This window comes from Mesorhizobium sp. B2-4-7 (assembly GCF_006442685.1).
In the GTDB taxonomy this organism is placed as follows: Bacteria; Pseudomonadota; Alphaproteobacteria; order Rhizobiales; family Rhizobiaceae; genus Mesorhizobium.
This window is the reverse complement of sequence record NZ_VFVH01000007.1, coordinates 218,683-240,516: the sequence shown is the minus strand read 5'-3', so window position 1 is coordinate 240,516 and position 21,834 is coordinate 218,683. Positions and strand designations below refer to the sequence as shown.

General features: G+C 60.0%; 24 protein-coding genes. 20 read left to right on the top strand and 4 right to left on the bottom strand.

Features of this window, described 5'->3' with window-relative positions:
- Nucleotides 1-2 precede the first annotated feature (2 nt).
- The 17 genes from ccoO to FJ946_RS20105 all read left to right on the top strand — a co-directional run bounded on the left by ccoO (nucleotide 3) and on the right by FJ946_RS20105 (nucleotide 16,316).
- A complete protein-coding gene (ccoO, locus tag FJ946_RS20190) occupies nucleotides 3-734 on the top strand; it encodes a cytochrome-c oxidase, cbb3-type subunit II (RefSeq protein WP_140522795.1) in 732 nt (243 codons plus the stop codon).
- Nucleotides 735-745: 11 nt separating this feature from the next.
- Nucleotides 746-895 carry a cbb3-type cytochrome c oxidase subunit 3 gene (locus FJ946_RS20185; protein WP_140522798.1) on the top strand — a complete coding sequence of 50 codons (150 nt, stop codon included), beginning with the start codon at nucleotides 746-748 and terminating at the stop codon, nucleotides 893-895.
- Nucleotides 896-897: 2 nt separating this feature from the next.
- Nucleotides 898-1,761: a cytochrome-c oxidase, cbb3-type subunit III gene (ccoP, locus tag FJ946_RS20180; RefSeq protein WP_140522800.1), complete on the top strand. Its 864-nt coding sequence runs from the start codon at nucleotides 898-900 to the stop codon at nucleotides 1,759-1,761.
- A gap of 173 nt (nucleotides 1,762-1,934) precedes the next feature.
- Entirely contained in the window at nucleotides 1,935-3,494 is a 1,560-nt protein-coding gene (ccoG, locus tag FJ946_RS20175; RefSeq protein WP_140522802.1) for a cytochrome c oxidase accessory protein CcoG, read from the top strand.
- Nucleotides 3,491-4,009, top strand: a complete 519-nt coding sequence (locus tag FJ946_RS20170; RefSeq protein ID WP_140522804.1) for a FixH family protein — start codon at nucleotides 3,491-3,493, stop codon at nucleotides 4,007-4,009. The genes ccoG and FJ946_RS20170 overlap by 4 nt, the downstream gene beginning before the upstream one ends.
- Complete coding sequence (locus FJ946_RS20165) at nucleotides 3,984-6,269, top strand: cation-translocating P-type ATPase (RefSeq protein WP_140522806.1); 2,286 nt, start codon at nucleotides 3,984-3,986, stop codon at nucleotides 6,267-6,269. The genes FJ946_RS20170 and FJ946_RS20165 overlap by 26 nt, the downstream gene beginning before the upstream one ends.
- The gene (gene ccoS / locus FJ946_RS20160; RefSeq protein ID WP_140522808.1) at nucleotides 6,269-6,424 is read left to right on the top strand and encodes a cbb3-type cytochrome oxidase assembly protein CcoS; all 156 of its coding nucleotides are present in this window, start codon (nucleotides 6,269-6,271) and stop codon (nucleotides 6,422-6,424) included. Before FJ946_RS20165 ends, ccoS begins: the two co-directional genes overlap by 1 nt.
- Before the next feature lie 207 nt (nucleotides 6,425-6,631).
- Complete coding sequence (gene nirK / locus FJ946_RS20155) at nucleotides 6,632-7,738, top strand: copper-containing nitrite reductase (protein WP_140522810.1); 1,107 nt, start codon at nucleotides 6,632-6,634, stop codon at nucleotides 7,736-7,738.
- 53 nt (nucleotides 7,739-7,791) lie between these two features.
- Complete coding sequence (locus tag FJ946_RS20150; protein WP_140522812.1) at nucleotides 7,792-8,661, top strand: SUMF1/EgtB/PvdO family nonheme iron enzyme; 870 nt, start codon at nucleotides 7,792-7,794, stop codon at nucleotides 8,659-8,661.
- Between the two features lie 885 nt (nucleotides 8,662-9,546).
- A complete protein-coding gene (locus FJ946_RS20145; RefSeq protein ID WP_140522814.1) occupies nucleotides 9,547-9,924 on the top strand; it encodes a hypothetical protein in 378 nt (125 codons plus the stop codon).
- 122 nt (nucleotides 9,925-10,046) lie between these two features.
- Nucleotides 10,047-10,304 carry a hypothetical protein gene (locus FJ946_RS30815; protein ID WP_181165394.1) on the top strand — a complete coding sequence of 86 codons (258 nt, stop codon included), beginning with the start codon at nucleotides 10,047-10,049 and terminating at the stop codon, nucleotides 10,302-10,304.
- A 177-nt stretch (nucleotides 10,305-10,481) separates the two neighbouring features.
- Nucleotides 10,482-10,823 (top strand): DUF982 domain-containing protein, encoded by a 342-nt coding sequence (locus FJ946_RS20130; protein ID WP_140522818.1) that lies wholly within the window; start codon nucleotides 10,482-10,484, stop codon nucleotides 10,821-10,823.
- Nucleotides 10,824-11,131: 308 nt separating this feature from the next.
- Nucleotides 11,132-11,842 carry a c-type cytochrome gene (locus tag FJ946_RS20125; RefSeq protein ID WP_140522820.1) on the top strand — a complete coding sequence of 237 codons (711 nt, stop codon included), beginning with the start codon at nucleotides 11,132-11,134 and terminating at the stop codon, nucleotides 11,840-11,842.
- Between the two features lie 9 nt (nucleotides 11,843-11,851).
- Entirely contained in the window at nucleotides 11,852-13,129 is a 1,278-nt protein-coding gene (locus FJ946_RS20120) for a cytochrome c (RefSeq protein WP_140522822.1), read from the top strand.
- 202 nt (nucleotides 13,130-13,331) lie between these two features.
- Nucleotides 13,332-13,889 carry a cytochrome C oxidase subunit II gene (locus tag FJ946_RS20115; protein ID WP_140522824.1) on the top strand — a complete coding sequence of 186 codons (558 nt, stop codon included), beginning with the start codon at nucleotides 13,332-13,334 and terminating at the stop codon, nucleotides 13,887-13,889.
- Nucleotides 13,879-15,501 (top strand): b(o/a)3-type cytochrome-c oxidase subunit 1, encoded by a 1,623-nt coding sequence (locus FJ946_RS20110; RefSeq protein WP_140522826.1) that lies wholly within the window; start codon nucleotides 13,879-13,881, stop codon nucleotides 15,499-15,501. Before FJ946_RS20115 ends, FJ946_RS20110 begins: the two co-directional genes overlap by 11 nt.
- Nucleotides 15,501-16,316: a c-type cytochrome gene (locus tag FJ946_RS20105; protein ID WP_140522828.1), complete on the top strand. Its 816-nt coding sequence runs from the start codon at nucleotides 15,501-15,503 to the stop codon at nucleotides 16,314-16,316. The genes FJ946_RS20110 and FJ946_RS20105 overlap by 1 nt, the downstream gene beginning before the upstream one ends.
- A 160-nt stretch (nucleotides 16,317-16,476) precedes the next feature.
- On the opposite strand, the gene FJ946_RS20100 is transcribed toward FJ946_RS20105, so the two are convergent.
- Nucleotides 16,477-17,667, bottom strand: coding sequence for an NnrS family protein (locus FJ946_RS20100; protein WP_140522830.1), 1,191 nt, complete (start codon nucleotides 17,665-17,667; stop codon nucleotides 16,477-16,479).
- Nucleotides 17,668-17,929: 262 nt separating this feature from the next.
- On the opposite strand from FJ946_RS20100, the gene FJ946_RS20095 reads away from it, so the two are divergent.
- Nucleotides 17,930-18,322: a hypothetical protein gene (locus tag FJ946_RS20095; protein ID WP_140522832.1), complete on the top strand. Its 393-nt coding sequence runs from the start codon at nucleotides 17,930-17,932 to the stop codon at nucleotides 18,320-18,322.
- A gap of 143 nt (nucleotides 18,323-18,465) precedes the next feature.
- Nucleotides 18,466-18,777: a hypothetical protein gene (locus tag FJ946_RS20090; protein ID WP_140522834.1), complete on the top strand. Its 312-nt coding sequence runs from the start codon at nucleotides 18,466-18,468 to the stop codon at nucleotides 18,775-18,777.
- A 57-nt stretch (nucleotides 18,778-18,834) separates the two neighbouring features.
- On the opposite strand, the gene FJ946_RS20085 is transcribed toward FJ946_RS20090, so the two are convergent.
- From FJ946_RS20085 to FJ946_RS20075, 3 genes are read right to left on the bottom strand one after another with little or no spacing between them, the layout of a single operon-like run.
- The gene (locus FJ946_RS20085) at nucleotides 18,835-19,089 is read right to left on the bottom strand and encodes a DUF2249 domain-containing protein (RefSeq protein ID WP_140522836.1); all 255 of its coding nucleotides are present in this window, start codon (nucleotides 19,087-19,089) and stop codon (nucleotides 18,835-18,837) included.
- 37 nt (nucleotides 19,090-19,126) lie between these two features.
- Nucleotides 19,127-19,711 (bottom strand): UbiX family flavin prenyltransferase, encoded by a 585-nt coding sequence (locus FJ946_RS20080; protein WP_140522838.1) that lies wholly within the window; start codon nucleotides 19,709-19,711, stop codon nucleotides 19,127-19,129.
- Nucleotides 19,708-21,216, bottom strand: coding sequence for a UbiD family decarboxylase (locus FJ946_RS20075; RefSeq protein ID WP_140523388.1), 1,509 nt, complete (start codon nucleotides 21,214-21,216; stop codon nucleotides 19,708-19,710). Before FJ946_RS20075 ends, FJ946_RS20080 begins: the two co-directional genes overlap by 4 nt.
- Nucleotides 21,217-21,372: 156 nt before the next feature.
- Between FJ946_RS20075 and FJ946_RS20070 the strand changes: the two genes are divergently transcribed.
- Nucleotides 21,373-21,813: a hypothetical protein gene (locus FJ946_RS20070; protein ID WP_140522840.1), complete on the top strand. Its 441-nt coding sequence runs from the start codon at nucleotides 21,373-21,375 to the stop codon at nucleotides 21,811-21,813.
- Nucleotides 21,814-21,834 lie beyond the last annotated feature (21 nt).

The window sequence follows — 21,834 nt, the reverse complement described above, 5'->3', positions numbered from 1 at the left end:
ACATGGGCTTGATGGATAGACATGCACTAATCGAGAAGAACGCCACGCTTCTTCTTGTGGGCTCCCTTCTTGTTGTGACAATCGGCGGCATCGTTGAAATCGCACCGCTCTTCTATCTCGACAACACGATCGAGAAGGTGGAAGGCATGCGCCCCTACTCGCCGCTCGAACTTGTCGGGCGCAACATCTATGTGCGCGAAGGCTGCTACCTCTGCCACAGCCAGATGATCAGGCCGTTCCGCGACGAAGTCGAGCGCTACGGCCACTACAGCCTGGCTGCGGAGTCGATGTACGACCACCCCTTCCAGTGGGGATCCAAACGCACCGGGCCGGATCTCGCCCGCGTCGGTGACCGCTATTCGAATGCCTGGCACGTCGCGCACCTTGCCGACCCCCGCTCGGTCGTCCCGGAATCGGTCATGCCGAGCTATGCCTTCCTGAAGGACGCGCAGATCGAGGTGAAGAACTTCTCGACGCACCTGGTTGCGAACGCGCGCGTTGGTGTCCCTTACTCGGACGACATGATCGCCAACGCCAATGCCGATTTGAAGGCGCAGGCCGACCCGAATGCCGACACGTCCGGCCTCGAGAAGCGCTATCCCAAAGCCAAGGTCGGTGACCTCGACGGCAATCCGCAGGAGGTGACCGAAATGGATGCCCTGGTTGCCTATCTCCAGATGCTCGGGACCTTGGTCGACTTCAAGAACTACGACGAAGCCGCCGGCTACCGTTGAGGAGTTTATCCATGGATTACAATTTGATGCGGGAGTTTGCTGACAGCTGGGGTCTGGTCGCCATGGCACTCTTCTTTGTCGGAGCAATTGTCTTTGCCCTGCGCCCTGGCAGCCGCAAGCTGGCCGACGAAGCTGCCCGGATTCCCCTTGAGGACGAGTGATCATGAGCGACGAGCACATCGATGAAATCTCTGGCGTCTCAACCACCGGTCACGAATGGGACGGCATCAGGGAGCTGAACAACCCGCTTCCGCGCTGGTGGGTCACAACGTTCTACGTCACCATCGTGTGGGCGATCGGCTACACCATCGCCTATCCGGCATGGCCGCTGCTGCACTCGGCGACAACGGGTGTTCTCGGCTATTCGAGCCGCAATGACGTCAAGAACGAGCTGGCGGCGGCGGAAGCAGCGAAGGGCAAGTACGTCGCGGCGGTGGAGTCGAAAAGCATCTCCGAAATCGCCGCGGACGATGTCTTGCGGGAATTCGCGGTCGCGGCCGGCGGCGCCGCATTCAAGGTTAACTGCACGCAGTGCCACGGCTCCGGCGCCCAGGGTTCCAAGGGCTTTCCCAACCTCAACGACGACGACTGGCTGTGGGGCGGCAAGGCCGAGCAGATCCAGCAGACGATCACGCACGGCATCCGCTTCGCTTCAGATCCGGACACGCGCCTGTCGGAAATGCCGGCCTTCGGCGACATCATCACCGCCGACCAGATCTCCCAGGTCAGCGCCTACGTCGCCAGCCTGTCCGGCAAGGTCCGCGATGCAACTCTTATTCAACTCGGCGCCAAGGTCTTCGCCGAAAACTGCGTCGCTTGTCACGGCGACAATGCGAAAGGCAACAGGGAGCTCGGCGCGCCCGACCTGACCGACGCGATCTGGCTCTACGGGTCGGGCGAAACGGCAATCGCCGACCAGGTTCGCGCACCGAAGCAGGGCGTGATGCCAGCGTGGGGCGCGCGTCTCGGCGAGACCAAGGTCAAGGAGTTGGCGGTCTACATCCATTCGCTCGGCGGCGGGGAATAGGTCGGGGGCCCTCTTTCCTGCCCTTCGCCGCCTGAGCGACGCGGCCCGGCCAGTCCGGGCCTCAATTTTTTCGGCATTCCTCGATTGACCTGCATCAACGCGGGTCTGTCCATGCCGCGGCAAGGTTGTCCAGCGCACTCAAAGTCACGGTCTGCGCGCAAGTGGAGATACTCGTGCTGGACAAGACGCAGATAGAACGGCTGGAAGCCGAGGCGGTCAATTCCGCCAAGACCCGTCAGCCCCTTTACGCTGCGCGCAAGAAAATTTTCCCAAAGCGCGCCTCAGGCAACTTTCGCCGCTTCAAATGGCTGGTGATGGCGATCACGCTTGGCATCTACTACCTGACGCCGTGGCTGCGTTGGGACCGCGGTCCATTTGCCCCGGACCAGGCCGTGCTGCTCGATCTCGCCAATCGGCGCTTTTACTTTTTCTTTGTCGAGATATGGCCCCAGGAATTCTACTATGTGGCCGGCCTTCTTGTCATGGCCGGCGTTGGACTTTTCCTGATTACCTCGACTGTCGGCCGTGCCTGGTGCGGCTATGCATGTCCGCAGACCGTATGGGTCGATCTGTTCCTTGTCATCGAACGTGCGATCGAGGGGGACCGCAACGCCCGCATGAAACTTGACGATGGTCCCTGGACCGCCCGCAAGCTGATGCTGCGCGTATCGAAGCACGCCGTCTGGCTGGTCATCGGTGCGGCGACCGGCGGCGCCTGGATTTTCTATTTCGCTGATGCACCGACACTTGTGGGCGAGCTTTTCACCGGTACCGCCGCGCCTGTCGCCTACATCACCATCGCCGTGTTGACGGCGACCACCTACACGTTCGGCGGCCTGATGCGCGAACAGGTCTGCACCTATATGTGCCCATGGCCGCGCATCCAGGCAGCCATGCTCGACGAGAATTCGCTCACCGTCACCTACAATGACTGGCGCGGCGAACCGCGCTCGCGTCACGCCAAGAAGGTGCAAGCCGCAGGGCAGTCCGTCGGCGACTGCGTCGACTGCAATGCCTGCGTTGCGGTATGCCCAATGGGGATCGACATTCGCGACGGCCAGCAGCTCGAATGCATTACCTGCGCGCTGTGTATCGACGCCTGTGACGGCGTCATGGACAAGCTCGGCAAGGAGCGCGGGCTGATCTCCTACGCGACGCTCTCCGACTACAACGCCAACATGATGCTGGCGACCGCAGGCGGCTCCAGTTCAATCAATCCGTCGCTGGTCAGGACTGCCGTCGGCACCTTCTCCGATCAGGTGGCGCATTTTCACATTCGCAAGATCTTCCGGCCGCGCACCTACGTCTACATGGGCCTGTGGTCGCTGATCGGGCTGGGCCTGCTCTATTCGCTGCTGACGCGCAATCGGCTTGAGCTGAACGTGCTGCATGACCGCAATCCGCAATTCGTCACGCTATCCGATGGTTCCATCCGCAACGGCTATACCGTCAAGCTGCTCAACATGATCCCTGAGCCAAGGACCATCGCCGTCACCATGCAGGGCCTGGAGGGTGCCGACATGGTCGTCGTCGGCGACGACATCCCGGCCGGCCGGTCTTTCGCCGTCCCGGTCGAACCCGACCGCCTGAAAACGTTGAAGGTCTTCGTTCGCCAGCCGGCGGACCAGATCCACGCCCCGGCCCAGACCTTCAAGCTCCGTGTCGAGGACAAGGCGAGCTTCGAGTCGAACGAGTACACCGCCACATTCAACGCGCCAGAGGCCGCCAAATGACCGCCAATGCCCAAAAGCCTCGCGAATTCACCGGCAGGCACATGCTGGCCATCATTCTCACCTTTTTCGGGGTGGTCATCGCGGTCAACCTGACCATGGCCACGCTCGCCAATACGAGTTGGACCGGCCTCGTCGTCGAAAACACCTATGTGGCCAGCCAGCAATTCAACAAGGAGGCCGAGGCCGGCCGCGCCCAAGCAGCGCTCGGTTGGACCGGCAAGCTGACCATCGCATGGGGCGAAGTCCGCTACGGCCTCTCCGACGCAGCCGGCAAGCCGGTTCCTCTGCACGGCGTCAAGGTGCTGTTTCGTCATCCCGCCTACGAGAAAGAGGACGAGTCCGTCACGCTCGCGCTTGCCTCCGGCCAGGAATTCGCAGCGCAGCATATGCCGAAGGACGGTGTCTGGATCGTCGAAGTCGACGCCGATGCCGGCCAGGCACGACCCTATCGCGACGTCCGCAGGATCATGATTTCTCATGGAGGCTGCAGTGAGCTGCTGTGCACCGGGCGCTGAAATGGCGCTAGATCTGAACGGCGCCACATCGGTCCTGCCATCCAGCCAGGAGATCAGGTTGGCGAGCCGATCGCTTGGCGACGATCTTCGGCAGACCGACCTTTCAGTGCCGACGGTTCATTGCGCCGCCTGCATCCAGACGATCGAAGCGGCACTTGGAAGGCTCGATCACGTCGAAAGCGCGCGCGTCAACCTGTCGACGAAACGGGTCGCGGTCCGGTGGCGTGGAGACGAGGTGCCACCCTTCGTCGCCGCGCTTGGCAGGCTGGGCTACGAGGCGCATCTGTTCGCACCCGAGATCGACGACAAGGACAAGACGCTTGCCGAACTGATCCGCGCAGTCGCTGTTGCCGGCTTTGCGGCGGGCAACATCATGCTGCTTTCGGTTTCGGTCTGGTCCGGCGCCGAAGGTGCTACCCGCGACCTGTTTCACTGGGTCTCGGCGTTGATCGCCATTCCTGCCCTCGCCTTTGCCGGCGGCATCTTCTTCCGTTCGGCCTGGAATGCTCTGCGCCATGGTCGCATGAACATGGACGTGCCCATCGCGGTCGGTGTTTCGCTCGCCTACGCCATGAGCCTCTATGAGACGGTCAATCATGGCGACCACGCCTATTTCGACGCGTCGGTATCGCTGCTGTTCTTCCTTTTGATCGGACGCACGCTGGATCATGTGATGCGGGAGCGTGCCCGGACTGCCGTGAAAGGCCTGTCTCAGCTGGCCGCGCGTGGCGCCATGGTGCTGCGCGGCGACGGCGCGCGCGACTATTTGCCGGTCGGCGAGATCGAACCAGGCATGCGATTGTTGATCGCAGCCGGCGAGAGGATCCCCGTCGACGGCAAGATCATCCAGGGAACGTCGGATTTCGACTGCTCGCTGGCCTCGGGCGAAAGCACGCCGAAAAACGTGGCGCCGGGCGAAGCAGTACAGGCCGGCGTGCTCAATCTTACCGGCCCGCTGATGATTCAGGCGACAGCCGCCGCAAAGGATTCGTTCCTGGCGGAAATGGTCCGGCTGATGGAGGCCGCCGAGGGCGGTCGCGCGCGCTATCGCCGCGTCGCCGATCGCGTCTCGGCGCTCTACGCCCCGGTGGTTCATCTCACCGCCTTCTTGACATTCCTGGGCTGGATGGCGGGGACCGGCGACTGGCACCGGGCCGTGACGATCGCCATCGCGGTTCTCATCATCACATGTCCATGCGCGCTCGGCCTCGCCGTGCCGATCGTTCAGGTGGTCGCAGCACGACGCCTGTTCGAGAACGGCATCATGGTCAAGGATGGTTCGGCCATGGAACGCCTGGCGACAATCGACACGACGGTGTTCGACAAGACCGGCACGTTGACCCTTGGCCGGCCCCGGCTGGTCAACGCTTCGTCGATCGATCCAGGCATGCTGGCGATCGCAGCCGACTTGGCCGCACATTCCCGTCATCCATTTTCAAAGGCCATAGCCGGCTTTGCCATTTCGAGCCGGCAGCACAAATTCGATGCGGTGACCGAGCAACCAGGTTTCGGGATCGAAGCCACCGACGCCGGAACCATCTGGCGTTTGGGTCGACGCGGATGGGCCGGCTGGAAGGCTCGCACTGGCGGCGAAGGCAAATACGGCTACGGCGGAACGGTGCTGACGAAAAATGGCATGATTGCCGCATCCTTCGTTTTCGAGGATGCGCTGCGCGCCCACGCCAGAGCGGCCGTCCAACGGTTGGACGATGCCGGGGTATCGGTGGAAATGCTGTCGGGCGATACCGCTAAAGCCTGCGCCGAGGTTGCGGACGTGCTGGGTGTCGATAACTTCGTTCCCTGCCTGCTGCCGTCCGGCAAGGTCGAACGCATCGAGAGTCTGGCGAGAGATGGGCACAAGGTTCTGATGGTTGGCGACGGGCTCAACGATACGCCGGCGCTGAGCGCGGCCCATGTCTCGATCGCACCGGCCAGCGCCGCCGATATCGGCCGGAATGCAGCGGATTTCGTTTTCCTGCGCGAAAGTCTTCTGGCCGTGCCTCTCGCGCTGGACATCTCGCGGAAGGCAGGAAGCCTGATCCGGCAAAACATCGCCATCGCGATCGTCTATAATGCGGTCGCGGTACCGATCGCCATCCTTGGCCACGTTACGCCCTTGATAGCGGCGATCGCCATGTCCGCCTCATCGCTGCTTGTCATCGGCAATGCGCTGCGACTGCGATCGTCGAAACCAATCTCACCGGCCAGCGATATTCGCCACGATAGGCTGTCCAACTCCAACGAACGGGTCGGACCGTAATGACCACACTGACCTACCTCATACCTGTCGCGCTGTTTCTTGGAGCGCTTGGCCTGGGGGGCTTCCTGTGGGCTTTGAAAACTGGCCAGTACGAAGATCTCGACGGAGCCGCCGAACGGATTCTGATCGATACGGAAGATAAAAGCGGCCGCTGATATTCAAGAAGTGGCCCGTGACGGCGCATCCTTGCAGAAAACGGCGACGCCAAAATTCTCCACTTCAAATAGTGACACATAAGATCGCTGCGTTCCGAGCTGTTGTTTCCGCGATTAACATCACCAATTTGCGCCAACGCAAAGAAACGCTAGGTCAGGTCAGGTAGTTTCTCCTCATCCACAATGGTCGAGAGACAGGAGATTGACATGATTACGCGACGCGAAGCCCTCTTCGGAGCAGCGTTTGGCGCTGCCGCCGTTGCGGCGCTGCCCGCATTGTCGGCAACGGTTACAAAGGCAGAGGTGCGGGGGCTGCCCCGCGAAAAGATCATGCTCGTTGCGCCGCCTTTTGTGCATTCGCATGACCAGATTGCCAAGGGCGGACCGAAGATCGTCGAGTTCACCATGACAATCGAAGAAAAGCCGATCGTCATTGATGCCGACGGCACAAAGCTCAACGCGATGACCTACAACGGCTCGATCCCCGGCCCGCTGATGGTCGTGCACCAGGACGACTACCTCGAGCTGACGCTCATCAATCCTGAAACCAATTCGCTTGCCCACAACATCGACTTCCACGCCGCAACCGGCGCTCTGGGTGGCGGCGAGCTCACGCTGATCAACCCCGGCGAACAGGTGACCCTGCGCTTCAAGGCGACGCGGACGGGAACGTTTATCTATCACTGCGCCCCTGGCGGCGCGATGATCCCCTGGCATGTCGTGTCTGGGATGAACGGCGCGGTCATGGTGCTGCCGCGCGACGGCTTGAGGAACGACAAGGGCGAACCGGTCAAGTACGACAAGATCTTCTACGTGGGCGAGAGTGACTTCTATATCCCGCGCGACGAGAAGGGCAACTTCAAGAGCTACGAATCCGCCGGCGACGCCTACGATGACACCGTCAAGGTGATGCGCGGGCTCATTCCCACGCATGTGGTGTTCAACGGCAAGGTCGGATCGCTCACCGGCGACAACGCCATGAAGTCGAAGGTCGGCGAAACCGTGCTGATCGTCCACTCACAGGCCAACCGCGATACGCGGCCGCATCTGATCGGCGGCCATGGCGATTACGTCTGGGAACAGGGTAAATTCGCCAACCCGCCGGCCAAGGATCTGGAAACCTGGTTCATTCGTGGTGGTTCCGCGGGCTCGGCGCTCTACACCTTCCTGCAGCCGGGCGTCTACGCCTACGTCAATCACAATCTGATCGAGGCCGTGGAGCTCGGAGCGACCGCTCACTTCAAGGTCGAGGGCGATTGGAACGACGACCTCATGACGCAGGTGGAAGCGCCCAAACCCGTCGCCATGAACTGAACGGCCCTCGCATTTGCCCGGACAGTGATCCTGTCCGGGCTTGGACAAGAACTATGTCGGCTTTCATCCTGAAGCTCGTGCCAATGGCCGTGGTGGCCGCAGCGGTAGCGGTAGGACTCTCGATACAGGCCGCCGATGGCCAGCGACAGCCCCACGCCATTGCCACAACGGTTAGCCTGTTCCCCGGTTCGATCACCTATCCGATGCCCGGCGAGTTCCTGAAGAACGGACGACCGCAAACCAATCCCAAGGTCGAGCAGCAACTCAACGGTCCGCTTGAGATCATGACTTATCAGGTCAGCGCAGCCGACTATACGGATTGCGTGTCGGCTGGGGCCTGTCGGCCGGCGGAGGAGACCCGCTCAATCCCGCATGACGCACCCGCAACGACAGTGAGCTATCTCGACGCCGTTGCCTACGCCCGGTGGTATTCAGAAGCAACAGGTGACCAATGGCGGCTGCCCACCGACGAGGAATGGGCATTTGCGGCAGCTGAGCGGTTTGCAGGCGAATTCGAAGGTGTCGAAAACGATGCCAACAACCCTGCCAGGCGTTGGCTCACCAGCTACCAGGCAGAGCTTGACCTCAATCGCAAACCGGACCCGTTGCCCAGGAGCCGGGGTTCCTTTGGTGTGAATTCGCGTGGCTTGGCCGACTTTTCCGGCAACGTGTGGGAGTGGACTTCGACCTGTTATGTCCGCACGACGCTGGCCGAAGACGGAAGCGGGGTTGTGAGCGCGGTCGACAATTGTGGCGTCCATGTCCTTGAAGGCCTTCACAGAGCCTATATGTCGAATTTCGTAAGTGACGGAAAAAGCGGAGGCTGCGCCGTCGGCTTGCCCCCCGACAATCTGGGATTCAGACTGGTGCGAGGGCATCGTGGATGGGCCAACCGTTTCCTTAGCTATCTCGGCATTACCTGACAGTCAGGAGCAAGTGCTGCGTTCTGGTTTCGTCGGTCGATTGCTGCTCCGGGCTCACGGTGTCTTTGGCCTCATCTATGCTGTTCGATAGATCAGGATAAAGCCGGCAAAAGCCGCCATCCGGCCAGCACCCGCCGCTCCAGTTGGGGACGAAGGCGATCAGAATTCCCAGTGATCCCGCAAGAAGGACGGCTACGAAGATGAACAAAGGCGCCATTTCCAGCTTTGAACTCTCGCCCAGTGTGCCCGAGCGCTGGTCATCAGAGCAGGTGTCAAAGCGCCCACCGCACCCGTTCCGAGCGCGCATAGCCCGGCAGCGGTCGGCACCATGGCAGGAAAGAAGATCGGCGCCGAAATGAAGGCAACTTCAACCGGCACGAGGCCCATGCAAGATGGAGGACCAGCGCAGCCCACGGTCGCCACGCCTGGCGGATAGCGGCCACGGCCATAAACAGTCCTGAGGCGCTGTCGTCATGAGCGGTCGACCACGTGCCCAGCGCGACGGCCGAGATGACTATTGCCACGATGTCGAGTTGGGCAAATTGTGTCGGCAGCCGGTCGTGTCTTGGCGGACGAGCCAGTTGCGCGTGAAACTCGGAACGATCCTTCCGCCGATGAACGAGGGTGGTTCACCTTGCGTCAATAGGTGAAAAGCTCGTCCTCTTCGACCTCCATGAGTAAGGAACCACATAAGCGTCCCGAAATTTGCCGAGGATTTGGTGGCCGTCTTGAACGCGGTTGATCGCAAGCGAACGCTTGGCAACGCTTGATTGATCCTTCGCGCTCAAACATTCCCGGCCGCTTTGGTTCGGGTGTTGATTTGCTTTGTGGGGTCCGTTCAACAGGGAGTAAATAAATCCTTTCGAGGGGGAGGAAGCCCCATGCTTGCAGCGCATACAGACATCGCGCGCGGCCATCGAAGCCACCTTCCTGCTGCGGCATCGCTCCTTTGCTGAAAGAGCCGCATTTCGGCGCGATATTAATCATACCCGAAGCGTAACCACGGCATCACACGACCTTCTGAGACGGCTTCACCAGTCCCAGAACGATGACACCGTCCGACCTTGGGAAGATGCAGACCCGGCTCCCCTTACCATCTCAGCGTTCGATGCCGATATTCTCCGCGCTGTGTTCCGAGATTTGGTCTCGGGAACGAACGCGCCCGAGTGTCAATGGCGCGATCTGGCTAAGAGCCTGGTACTCGAATACGTCGGGTGCGTGCCGGTCGAAGTTGGCTTGGTGGATTGGATCATCAGCAAGTAGTTGTCCCTGCCGGCGTCAGTTTAGCCTGAATGACGAAGCTCAGGGCTCTCGGGCGCTTTCTGGCCTTGGGAACCATCCAGGGCACCCGGAGTTCGGTGCTGAACTACTCGTGCAGACCGACCATGGCAGAACTCGACAAAGCCCGGCAGCAGGCCATAGCCCACCTTGTTCGCCGGTGGATCAAGACAGAGGCGTTCCGCCGCCACCTTCGCCAGTTGCTGGGGCTGCGGATAGACCACGATCTCCCCCAGGAGCATCGGTCCCTGCTCGAAGAACTGAGACGGAAATACAGCGAATGGTCTCATGGCCCCAAGGTACGAACGGAAAAGAGACCCCAAGGGGTGGACGGTGGTCGACCAAAAGACCGGGAAACCCGCTGAACCCGAGGGTCACCCAGCGGTCGGCCTTGAGGTCACCTTACGCGACGGACCTCGTGATGCTCCTGAACGCCTCTGAACTCAAACGCAGGCTCTCCTATCGGAGCGTCAGCTGATGGCCACCTTGATGGCCACCCACTGGTTCACCCCACCGGTCCCGTCAGCGGCAACCCGTCAGGCATGACGTACATGGTCAGCAGCGTAGAGGCTGCCGCCGAGCATCTCCTTCAGTGGAGTAAGCGTGGCCCTAAGTGGAAACAAGCGGTGCGCGCTTGCTGGGCCGCTCTGGCTGGCCAAGCGACACCTCAGGAAGGCTCGAGAGTGCTTCAAGCTGGCTGCTATCGAGGAGGGGAAATTCCGAGGTGCCCCATTAGGGGGCTGACTGAGCAAGGAAGGCCCGCTGCCGGAGGGACGGACAACGGGCCTCAAGCGGCTGCATCCTCGGGGAATCGAACACTCTGCAAAAGCAACCTGTACGGCGCAGAATGGTTCCGCATGGAGTTGCCGGTTCAAGCGGGTTAGTATGAGCTAGGATCCTTCGGTCTGGCTGACAATACGCGTCGATGCCCCAGAAATCGCCTGGAGAAACCCCAAGCTGCCCCGCCCGTTTCCGACCCCGCGTTTCTGCCAAACACTGCGGTTCAGGCTACCTTTCCGGCTCAAGCTCCATCTGCTTCGTCTCGTCCTCTCCAACGCGCTCCTCGACCCGTTTGCGGCAATTTCCGTGGCCCATCAGCTCATGTCTGTGAAAACAAGCGAGTTGCCGCTGCGGGGGTTCCATATCCTTGCTGTCTTGGTTATGGTCTCAGCCAGGCCGATGGAGCTTAGGTATGAGCAACCCAATTCCGCTCGCTGTTGTTGCGTCTCTGTTGCTCACCTCCGTCTCCGCACTTTCGCAAGACAATCCGCCAAACAACGCTCCAGACACAATGGAAGCTCGCGTGCAGGCCTGCACCATTTGTCATGGCGACAAAGGCAAGGGCACCAGCGACGTCTATTTCCCGCGACTGGCGGGCAAGCCATCCGGATATCTCTATAATCAGTTGCTCGCGTTCAGAGCGGGACGGCGCCATTATCCGCCGATGAACTACTTGCTCGAATTCCTGCCGCAGTCCTATCTCAAGAAGATGGCGGACTATTTTGCCGACCAACGGCCGGCCTTGCCTGTTGCCGCGCCCCCCGACGTCTCGCAAGACGCTTTGATGCATGGCAAGGAACTGGTGACACATGGTGACTCAGCGCGCTCCATACCTGCGTGCGCGAGCTGTCACGGCCCTTCGCTTACGGGCATGGAGCCTGCAATTCCCGGCCTTCTTGGTCTGCGCCCAGCCTATGTAAGCGCTCAGCTCGGCGCCTGGCGCTACGGGACCCGGACGGCGACTGCTCCTGATTGCATGCAAGTCGTGGCAGGGCACCTTACGGAAGATGATGTGAGATCCGTGGCGGCGTGGCTGTCTTCCCTGCCGGCCCCGCCGAATGCCGCGCCAGCCCCGAAAGGCACCTTCACATTGCCCTTCGATTGTGGAAGCCAGCCGAACTGAGAGGACGCTATGCTGAAGCCCAAAGTTCTCGTCGGCCTCCTGGCGTTTTCAGGCGCGGTTTCGTTTGCCGCCCTCAAGCTGGACGACGCCGCCTGGGCGCAAGAACGGACATTGACAAACCCGGCGGCCACTATTCTCAAAGGCGAGTATCTGGCACGTGCCGGAGATTGCATCGCCTGCCATACGGCGCCCGAAGGCAAGTTGTTTTCAGGCGGCCGCGCCATGCTCACCCCCTTCGGCACACTCTACACTTCCAACATCACACCGGATCCTGAGACCGGTATCGGCCAATGGACGGCCGACGAGTTTTACAGGATGATGCATACCGGGCGTTCACGGGATGGGGGATTGATCTATCCGGCAATGCCGTTCGCCTCCTACACCAAGGTGACCCGGGAAGACAGCGACGCGATTTACGCCTATCTCAAGTCTGTCGAAGCGGTGAAACAGCGAAACCGGCCCCATGACCTCAGTTTTCCATACAACAACCGATCACTAATCCTTGGCTGGCGTACCTTGTTCTTTACCGAAGGCGAATATCAGCCCGATCCAAGCAAGTCGCAGGAGTGGAATCGCGGCGCCTACCTCGTCGAGGGGCTCGGGCACTGCGGCATGTGCCATACGCCGATCAACGCCCTTGGAGGCAACTCTCAGTCCGACGCCTTCAAGGGCGGTCTTATCCCGATGCAGAACTGGTATGCCCCATCCCTCACCTCGAACAAGGAAGCGGGGCTCGGCGACTGGAGCATCAAGGACATTTCCGATCTGCTGCGCACCGGGGTCTCGAACAGGGGCGCGGTCTACGGGCCGATGGCCGAAGTCGTTTACAACAGCCTCCAGTATCTCAGCGACGAAGACACGCGCGCAATGGCCGTCTACTTGAAGAGCATCGCTCAGGACAGCGCCCCCGATGTCGCTAAACCTTCCGTGCCGCCGAGCGAAGGAAGCCTGCTGATAAGCCTTGGCAAAACGGTGTACGATCAACGATGCGCAAGCTGCCACGGCGCGCGAGGCGAAGGGGCTCCGCCACATTACCCGCCATTGGCCGGCAACCAGTCCATCCAGATGCAGTCGGCGGTGAACGCGATCCGGATGGTACTGAATGGCGGTTATCCTCCCGGCACCGCCGGCAATCCGATGCCGTATGGCATGCCTCCGTTTGCCGGCACTTTGTCAGACAACGAGGTGGCGGCGGTAGTCACTTATGTCCGCACCTCGTGGGGCAATCGGGGAGCAGCGATCAGCCCGTCGGAAGCAAACCAGCTGCGCTCTGCGACATTGAATTGAGGGCCGGATGATCAACTCTGATGAGCCGACAGGCGCAGCCGGATCCGAAAAGGAGGCACTGGAGCGGATATTACGATCGGGCCCAGGCGGAGCTTTTCTCCTCGCCGGTATTACGACCGCCATTGTGCTTGGCATGTGGTTGACGTTCTACCTACTCGTATTCATCCCCCACGCCAATCCTTAGGGCTTCGAGGCTATCCAGATGACCGAGGATCCTGTTGACCATGCCGGGGCTGCGATTCGCGCCGAGAAAAACTGGGCAATAATCGCGGTCTTGATCATCGCCTTCCTCGCCGGCATGGCGGCCTTCGCCGGCATCCATCAGGCGACGATGCCGCAGGCGCGGGTGGAGACCGCTGATCCAACCACGCTTCACATTTCGGGTGAGTTCGTCGAATCCAACCTTGGTAGCGCCATCGAGCCTGACGGTTCAGTAACTGTCCGGGCAATCGGGCAACAATACTCCTTCGCGCCACAGTGCATTCTCGTCCCGACTGACACGACGATAACCATCCGCGCCACCAGTGCAGATGTCATCCACGGCCTTCTTATTCAGGGGACGAACGTCAACACCATGCTCGTCCCCGGCTACATTTCCGTGCAGAACGCCCGCTTCCGCAAGCCGGGCGAGTACCTGATGCCATGCCAGGAATATTGCAGCTTCGGGCACGAAGGAATGTGGGGGAAAGTCAAGGTCATTGACAAAGCCGAGTTCATGACCATGGCAACCAAGCAAGAGAGGGTGAGCTGTGTTAAATAGCCGGCGACTGATACTTGCTCATTTTTGGCTTGCGTTTGCGGTTTTTGGGCTCGCGCTTATCATGGGCGCCTGGCAGATGTTCATTCGAAGCCCGCTTCATACCTGGATCACCAATCCGGAATGGTATTATCGCTCGCTGACGGCCCACGGAACCATTATGGGTTACGTGTTCCCGACGCTCGTGGCCATGGGCTTCGGCTACGCCATTTCCGAAAGCGCGCTCAAGCAACCACTCATCGGACGGCGATGGGCCTGGGCGGGCTTCTGGCTGATCGTGATCGGCGCAGTGACGGCGATGGTTCCCGTGTCGCTTGGCCGCGCATCCGTACTCTACACGTTCTATCCGCCGCTGATTGGGAGCCCATTCTACTATATCGGCGTCGTGCTGGTGGTGCTCGGGTCATGGATATGGGTCGCACTCATGTCCATCAACCTGAGGATCTGGAAGCGAAACAACCCGGACGCGCCGGTGCCTCTCGCCATGTTCGCCAATGTAGCGGGCGCATATCTTTGGGCCTGGACGGCCGTTGGAGCGGCGCTAGAGCTTTTGTTCCAGATTTTGCCGGTAGCGCTCGGCTTGAAATCGACCATAGACGCTGGGTTGGCCCGCGTCTTCTTCTCATGGACGCTTCATGCCATCGTCTATTTCTGGCTGATGCCTACCTATATCGCCTATTACACGATCGTGCCGCGGGCCATTGGCGGGAAGCTCTACAGCGACTCCATGGGCAGGATTGCCTTCATCCTCTTTCTGGTCGTTGCGATGCCCATCGGCATCCATCACGCTTTCGCCGATCCGCAGGTCGGCGCCGGCTTCAAGTTCATCCATTCGGCGTTCACGGCGCTTGTGGCCCTGCCGACCCTGCTGACTGTTTTCACGATCTGCGCATCTGTCGAAATCGCAGGTCGCCTGCGTGGGGGCAGAGGACCACTGGGATGGATCGCTACATTGCCGTGGAACAATCCGATCATGCTGGCAACGGCATTCTCCTTCGTGCTTCTGGGTTTCGGCGGCGCCGGAGGCCTCATTAACATGAGCTATCAGCTCGACACCACGATCCACAACACGCAGTGGATAACCGGCCATTTCCATCTGATCTTCGGCGGCGCGATCGTGATCATGTATTTCGCCATCGCCTACGATCTATGGCCACATCTGACGGGGCGCGCGTTCATCGACTTCCGCCTCATGCGCCTGCAGCTCTGGCTATGGTTTCTGGGCATGATCATTACAACTTTCCCGTGGCATTATGTTGGTATATTAGGCATGCCTCGCCGCATGGCTTACTTCGATTATACCGACCCCGGACTTGCCTCCGAAGCGATGTCAGTGAGCATGTCGGCCTTTGGGGGGCTGATCCTGCTGATCTCCGGCGCGATCTTCATTCTCATCCTCATACGAGGCCAGCGCGCCCCGGCGATGGATGCGGGCGAATATCGCTTCAGCACGGCCGTCCATGCTCCCGTTTCTGTGCCCGCTGCCCTTAACAGCTATGGCCTTTGGCTGGCACTGATGATCGGGCTCACTGTGACCAATTATGGGTTCCCAATCTTGCAACTCGCGTTCAGGCAGGGCACCTCTGTTCCGGCTGTCTACATTGGAGCCCGATAATGTCGACGGAACGCCTCTTCTCAGCGACAAACCCTTGGGTCAGGTTGAGTATTGGTATCACGGCCGCGCTGGTGGTCTTGACAGCCCTTGGCGGCTTCATCCTGCTTCCCTATGCACAGTCTGATCTGAAGCTGGCTGGCTTGTGGGACGCAATATGCAGTGCTGCCGGCATTCCCAAACTGACATCGGGTGCCAGGACCGTTCAGCCCACGTTCAAGACCTCGGACGTCATCATGACGTCAGCCATGCTCGCCAATCCTTCGAACGAGTCGATCAACCGCGGTGCGACGCTCGCTCAGCAATGCGCGATATGCCATGGCCCGACGGGCGTCAGCCGCGCCGATTCGCCCAACCTCGCAGGGCAATACCCAGCCGCCATATACAAACAGCTAAAAGACTTCAAATCGGGCGCGCGCGTGAACGCCGTAATGAGTCCATTCGCGCCTCATCTTGCCGACCAGGACATGATCGACCTCGCGGCCTATTATAATTACCTGCCGCGATTGCCTGCCTATCATCCCTCGCAAAAGGTTCCTGCGCCTCGCATCGTCATCAATGGAGCCCCAATGCGCGGAATTGCGCCTTGCGGCTCGTGTCACGGCAGTTTGGACAACAAGGCCGGCAGTCCGTGGCTCGAAGGCCAGTCGGCCGTCTACATCAAAGCTCAACTGCGCGCTTTCGCAGACGGAGGTCGTCGCAACGATATTAGCCAGCAGATGCGAAATATTGCACGCGCAATGACGGACGATGAAATGGAGCAAGTAGCACAATACTACGCATCTCAACCCCCGGATAAGTATAAGCCGCAACCTTGAAGGCGTTCAGCAGCGTGGGTAGCATCTTCCACTGGACCGAACCGGCGGCCCTATGCTGTCGCAAAAATAACTTCACGAATTGGGTGTGAAGGCAATCGGCAGCGACGGCATGGCACCCTCGGATCAGCTCAATCAGGCGCGCTGCGGCATTGATCGTCGCTTAGGATGTGGAGCGGCAGTCTGGCTTCGTCTTGCGCAGGATGAGCATTCTACGGAATGCTGTGACAAACAGACCGAAGGCGACAACCCACATTGCTCCCGAGAGGTTGGTCAAGCCTGTCCCGTAGTCCGGCAACAGTTCGACGAGGAGGCGCGACAGGCAGCAAGTCGTCATCGCTATGAACGCACCGGTCGTCGGAGCCGAAGACGCGAAGGCGCGGTGGCTATGCTTACGGATCATGCTCGCCATGATAGCGAGGGCCATCGTGCCAATGGCGCCGATCGTCCATGCGTGGACCGCAGCCGCCTGTCCCAGCCACTCCGGTGCTAGAATGTGGATCGCCAGAAGTCCGAAACCCACGATGATCCATCCATATCCTATGTGAAGGGCAAGAGCCGTCGCCGAGGCCGCGCTTCGCCAACCATTCCATTGGGCGGCTCGCATGGTCTGACCGCAGGCGGCGAGCGCGCAGGCAACGCCGGTGAGTTGTGCCTGCGGCGCAACAACCCACAAACCAAGGGCGCATGCCGCAATAGCCGCTGCCGCGTATTCCAAAACGGCAGAACGGTTGACGGAGATTCGACCGCCCGCGCTCTCGACATAGGCCACCGTCAACGCCGGGACGACGCGTCCTCCGATGATCATGACAAGTCCGACGATCGAAGCCAAGGCTAGCCGCAGCGCAAATTCTACTTGGTAGGACGCCGCCGCAAGTATGTTGCCACCACAAAAGGCGAGCAGCAGAAACAATATCTTCAGGTTGCGGCGGTCGCGGCTCGCGATCACCCGTCCCGCCGCAATCAAGAGGAGCGTCAGCACCAAAAACGCATAGAGGGCAAGCCCGGCCGAATGCGACAGAAACAGGAAAGTCCCCCGGCTGCACAGCCATAGGGCGACGAGCAGACGCGTGGTAAGTGGCGAGACTGCGCGTCGTCCTGTCCATCGAGGCAATGCCGTCAACAGAAAGCCAGTCAAAATGGCTGGAACCATCCCGAAAAGAAGCACGTCGCGATGCCAATCGCCGGGAGATATCCCGGTCGGGCCGATGGCCTGTATTCCGAACGTTGACGGCAGCCAGACCGCCGGGCCTACAATCGCGTCCAACCCCGCGATTAGAAAGAATGGCCGAAACGGCGCCGACATCCGCCTCTGCTTCGCGTCGAAAATAAGCACACTCCCGTCGGCGGCCATGCGACAATTCCTCTACAGGGATGACTGACACGACGTCCTCGTGCCGCTTCTCAACTCGCAAGATCGGCGGTCGGAAAAAACTCAATGCGAAGGCAATACCGTCGATGATCGGTCTACGTGTTTGCTCCAGCGCAAACAGGCAGCAAAAATAGTCGCTTATAATCAAAACAATTTTCGAGACCGCGTCTGCCGATTGGCAGGGCGCGCGTCGTCTGTTCGCGTTGCGACCGGCTGCGAAACGTCTGCCCTAGGAGCGAAGAAGATGAAACAAAACGTTCCATTGAGTAGTATTGACGACTGTTCCCGGCGCTTTGCTGGCATGGCCGTTGTCGGCAGGCTGGCAAATTTGATCAAGGACGCCCGGCTCGATTGTGAGTGCCGTTCCAGACTCGACGAGACGCTGGCGCGATTTACGGCTCTGGAAGTGCGGCGCGCGGCACGCGAGCATCTTGCCAACGCCCGCTGTCAACGCGAGCGCATCGAAGCCATTCTCTTCTTCCTGCAGGATCTCGATGAAATGGGCGCAGCCGAACGGGATCGCAGCGTCTACATGGATCTCGCTCTCCTGTTTGACGACATCGCGAGCACCGCAAAGGAGGGTGCATTTTCGATGCGGCAACTCAGTTTATCTGCGGTGCAGACGGGCCATAGGTGATCAGCGGCAAGAACTGGTGAAGGCTTCAGGCGACCCTGCTAACCTGGTTCCGCCGATCGCGGTCCAAAACAGAGCCCGCGGCCACCTCCGACAGGGTGAAACTCAACACATTTCACAACGGAGAAATCGCACTGAAGAAATGCATGATGCCAACAATCGCCATGGTCCTCTTCATCGCCCCGGCGCTTGCGGCGGGAATGCATTCCGGCACTCATGACGGCCATGAACTGATGGTTATCGGTCAGCCGGGCATGGCGGCCAAAATAGATCGTACCATCGCGATCAGCATGGTCGAGAACGAAGATGGATCGATGGCGTTCGATCCGGTTTCAGTCACCGTAAAAAGAGGCGAGACGGTGCGTCTGGCCTTCACCAATGAAGGCGAATACGACCACCTGATACGGGGTCATTATGAGCTTGGAATGAAGGGGGCCCTCACGGTCACTGCCACCTGAGTCTTGAGTGACCAGATCGGTCGATCGGCGTGTGCGACCTCTTCGTAGAGCTCGACATCACTGCGCAGGTTGAGGTCTTCCTATCTCGATCAGCCATTCTGGTGGCCCCGGTCTAAGGCAAAGCCAGATGTGTTCGCCAGCAAAGAACGCTTCGAACTGACGCCTGAGTCTATCAGGATCAAAATCGAGAACGACCACGAATGTCTGACCGGGTTTGAGTCCGTCGAACATTGACAATACAGCGGACTGCTTCCTTTCAGGTGGAAGTTTCCGTACGTCATATGTCGCGCCTTTCGACGTCTGCAAATTCATTGCTATCCTTGCACGTTGAGCCAATCCATCAGGATGATCACGCGGCGGCGACTTTCTTTTCGCCCCAACGCGTGAGCTTGTCGCCCGGGTCAACGCCCGCCCAGCCAATCAGTCGGGCAGCCATCTCGACTACCATTTCCTCGATCGAGGCAAGCTTGACATAGAACGGCGGTACCGGCGGTGCGATGACTGCGCCCATCCGTGCTAGTCTCAACATCGCGTCGAGGTGCCCTTCATGGAGCGGCGCCTCGCGTGGAACAATGACCAGCCGGCGCCTTTCCTTCAGGACGACATCGGCGGCCCTGGTGAGAAGATTGTCGCCTAAACCGTGTGCCATAGCTGCCAAGGTCCGCATCGAACAGGGAACGACGATCATGCCATCCGTTCTGAAAGAGCCGCTGGCGATTGGTGCGGCGAAGTCCTGATAGGAATACGCGCGGTTGGCGACGGAGGTCAGTTGGGCAAGGCCGTCGGTGCCGAGCTCATGTGGGATCGCCAATCGCGCGCCCTTGGAGACGACGAGATGCGTCTCCACCCCGGCCCTGACCAACTGACGTATGGTCTCCAGCGCGAGCACGGAGCCGGATGCACCTGTCACACCGATTATCAGCCGTTTGGTCATTGTTGCCCCTGAGCGGTCGTCTGCGAAACAAACTCGTTCCATCGTTGAGACACCTGCTCCTCGATATGAGTTGACATCGTCAGCTCCTTTCCCCATTCGCGAGAGGTCTCGGACCCAATCTTGCGCGTCGCATCGAACCCGATCTTTCCCCCAAGCCCTTCGAGGGGTGAGGCGAAATCGAGCTGGTCGATAGGGGTTCGGTCCACCTGCATCAGATCGCGCGAGGGATCCATCCGGGTGGCGACCGCCCACATCACGTCCGGCCATGATCGAATGTCGATATCGTCATCCACCACGATGACAATCTTGGTCATCGAAAACTGCGGCAGCAGGGACCAGAACCCCATCATCACGCGCCTGGCCTGTCCGGCATACTTCTTGGCGATCGAGATGACCGCAATCCTGTAGGAGCAGGCTTCCGGCGGAAGCCACACATCAACGATTTCCGGTATCTGCTGGCGCAGGAGTGGCTTGTACACATCGAGCAGTGCCTCGCCGAGAACCGAGGGCTCGTCGGGCGCGCGCCCGGTGAACGTGGTCAGGTAATTTGCCCCGTCGCGAACGCGAACGCGCTTGAGGTTGAATACGGGGTATCGCTCCGGCGTGTTGTAATATCCCGTGTGATCGCCGAAAGGGCCCTCCAGCGCGGTTTCTGTTGAAGAGACGGCACCTTCAAGCACGATTTCCGCACTGGTTGGCACGTGAAGCATGATGCTCTTGCAGGGCGCCAATCCGACTCGGCGATTATTGATCATCCCGGACAGTGCCAGCTCCGACACGCCTTCAGGCGCCGGCATCACCGAGGCGATCAACGTCGCGGGATCTGCCCCGATGACGACCGCCACCGGCATCTCAAGCCCCCTCGCCTGCCATATGCGATGGTGGGCTGCTCCACCTCGCATGGGCAGCCATCTTACGATGGCACGATCACGGGCTAGCACCTGCATCCGGTATATGCCCAGATTGTATGTGCTCGGGTCGTCCTCGCCAGGCGGGCGAGTAATGACCACTGGCCATGTTATGAGTGGGCCTGCGTCTCCCGGCCAACAAGTCTGGATGGGAAGAAGCGAAAAATCCGGATCGGCGTCGCGCCACTCTCTGGGCGGGGAGACGATCTTCGGCCGCGCCACGAGTGCACCCCGCGCCGCAGGCAACATCTGTCGGGCCTGACGAAGGTTCTGTGGAGCCTGAGGCGATCTCATCCACGCAAGGAGCGCGCCGAGGGTTTCCAGACCGTGAAGGTCGGTGCCAAGGCCCCAGGCTACACGTTCCCGGGTGCCGAAAAGATTTGCGACGACGGGAAAGGCTGACTTGACGCCGCGATCGTCGACAGGCGCCGTAACGCGGAGCGCTGGGCCTTTCGAGGCAATCACCCGCCTGTGTATCTCGGTCAGTTCGAGCCGTGTCGAGACAGGGATGCCAACCTCACGAAGCTGCCCGTTCCGATCGAGGAACGAAAGGAATGAGCCAAGATCTGAAAACAAGGGAAGGCAGCGGTGATGCATAGCGAAATCCGGCCCGACCGGTTCGTCGGCGATCGATTTTGCCATCAGGGCTGACGAAGAACTTTGCGCTAGCGCAAAGAGCGAACGATCCGTCCCCGCTATTTTTCCCTTCTCACATCATTTCCGAGGAAGGCGATCGAGCCAAAAGGATTTCACATGGCAGGCAATCTCATTAGCGAAACTGTCGAAGCTTTGCGGTCCGTAATTTCCCTTCTCGCGGATCGCCGGCAGAGCATGGCAGCGACAAGGGACTTTTGGGCAATGGGTTTGGATGAGTGTACAGGCATCCTGAATGGCATCGGTTTGTCACGAAGCGAATTCGATGAAGCCATGCGGCTACCCTACGCTTCGCAAGACCTGCTTTCTTCCGCGATGCGTTCGATTGACATCGATCCTGACAGCTTTCAATCGCTGGAAGCCGCGCACCGTTTCATGTCACGCATCTGCATCGCCTGCCAGCATCGCCGCCAGTGTCATGGCCACCTGGCCGCCTTCGATTTCGAAAGCCACTATCAGGATTTCTGTCCCAACAGTGTCAATTTCGCGGACTTGCTGGCAGACGGACGCAGGAAGTCGATGGCCGGAAGGGCCTGCTGAACGAGCTCATGTGGATAGGAT

Bases quoted from the DNA above. Each gene is read 5' to 3' on its own strand.
- ccoO (WP_140522795.1), top strand. From the start codon at position 3: ATGGGCTTGATGGATAGACATGCACTAATCGAGAAGAACGCCACGCTT.
- FJ946_RS20185 (WP_140522798.1), top strand. From the start codon at position 746: ATGGATTACAATTTGATGCGGGAGTTTGCTGACAGCTGGGGTCTGGTC.
- ccoP (WP_140522800.1), top strand. From the start codon at position 898: ATGAGCGACGAGCACATCGATGAAATCTCTGGCGTCTCAACCACCGGT.
- FJ946_RS20170 (WP_140522804.1), top strand. From the start codon at position 3,491: ATGACCGCCAATGCCCAAAAGCCTCGCGAATTCACCGGCAGGCACATG.
- ccoS (WP_140522808.1), top strand. From the start codon at position 6,269: ATGACCACACTGACCTACCTCATACCTGTCGCGCTGTTTCTTGGAGCG.
- nirK (WP_140522810.1), top strand. From the start codon at position 6,632: ATGATTACGCGACGCGAAGCCCTCTTCGGAGCAGCGTTTGGCGCTGCC.
- FJ946_RS20150 (WP_140522812.1), top strand. From the start codon at position 7,792: ATGTCGGCTTTCATCCTGAAGCTCGTGCCAATGGCCGTGGTGGCCGCA.
- FJ946_RS30815 (WP_181165394.1), top strand. From the start codon at position 10,047: ATGGCAGAACTCGACAAAGCCCGGCAGCAGGCCATAGCCCACCTTGTT.
- FJ946_RS20130 (WP_140522818.1), top strand. From the start codon at position 10,482: ATGACGTACATGGTCAGCAGCGTAGAGGCTGCCGCCGAGCATCTCCTT.
- FJ946_RS20125 (WP_140522820.1), top strand. From the start codon at position 11,132: ATGAGCAACCCAATTCCGCTCGCTGTTGTTGCGTCTCTGTTGCTCACC.
- FJ946_RS20120 (WP_140522822.1), top strand. From the start codon at position 11,852: ATGCTGAAGCCCAAAGTTCTCGTCGGCCTCCTGGCGTTTTCAGGCGCG.
- FJ946_RS20115 (WP_140522824.1), top strand. From the start codon at position 13,332: ATGACCGAGGATCCTGTTGACCATGCCGGGGCTGCGATTCGCGCCGAG.
- FJ946_RS20105 (WP_140522828.1), top strand. From the start codon at position 15,501: ATGTCGACGGAACGCCTCTTCTCAGCGACAAACCCTTGGGTCAGGTTG.
- FJ946_RS20100 (WP_140522830.1), bottom strand. From the start codon at position 17,667: ATGGCCGCCGACGGGAGTGTGCTTATTTTCGACGCGAAGCAGAGGCGG.
- FJ946_RS20095 (WP_140522832.1), top strand. From the start codon at position 17,930: ATGAAACAAAACGTTCCATTGAGTAGTATTGACGACTGTTCCCGGCGC.
- FJ946_RS20090 (WP_140522834.1), top strand. From the start codon at position 18,466: ATGATGCCAACAATCGCCATGGTCCTCTTCATCGCCCCGGCGCTTGCG.
- FJ946_RS20085 (WP_140522836.1), bottom strand. From the start codon at position 19,089: ATGAATTTGCAGACGTCGAAAGGCGCGACATATGACGTACGGAAACTT.
- FJ946_RS20080 (WP_140522838.1), bottom strand. From the start codon at position 19,711: ATGACCAAACGGCTGATAATCGGTGTGACAGGTGCATCCGGCTCCGTG.
- FJ946_RS20075 (WP_140523388.1), bottom strand. From the start codon at position 21,216: ATGCATCACCGCTGCCTTCCCTTGTTTTCAGATCTTGGCTCATTCCTT.
- FJ946_RS20070 (WP_140522840.1), top strand. From the start codon at position 21,373: ATGGCAGGCAATCTCATTAGCGAAACTGTCGAAGCTTTGCGGTCCGTA.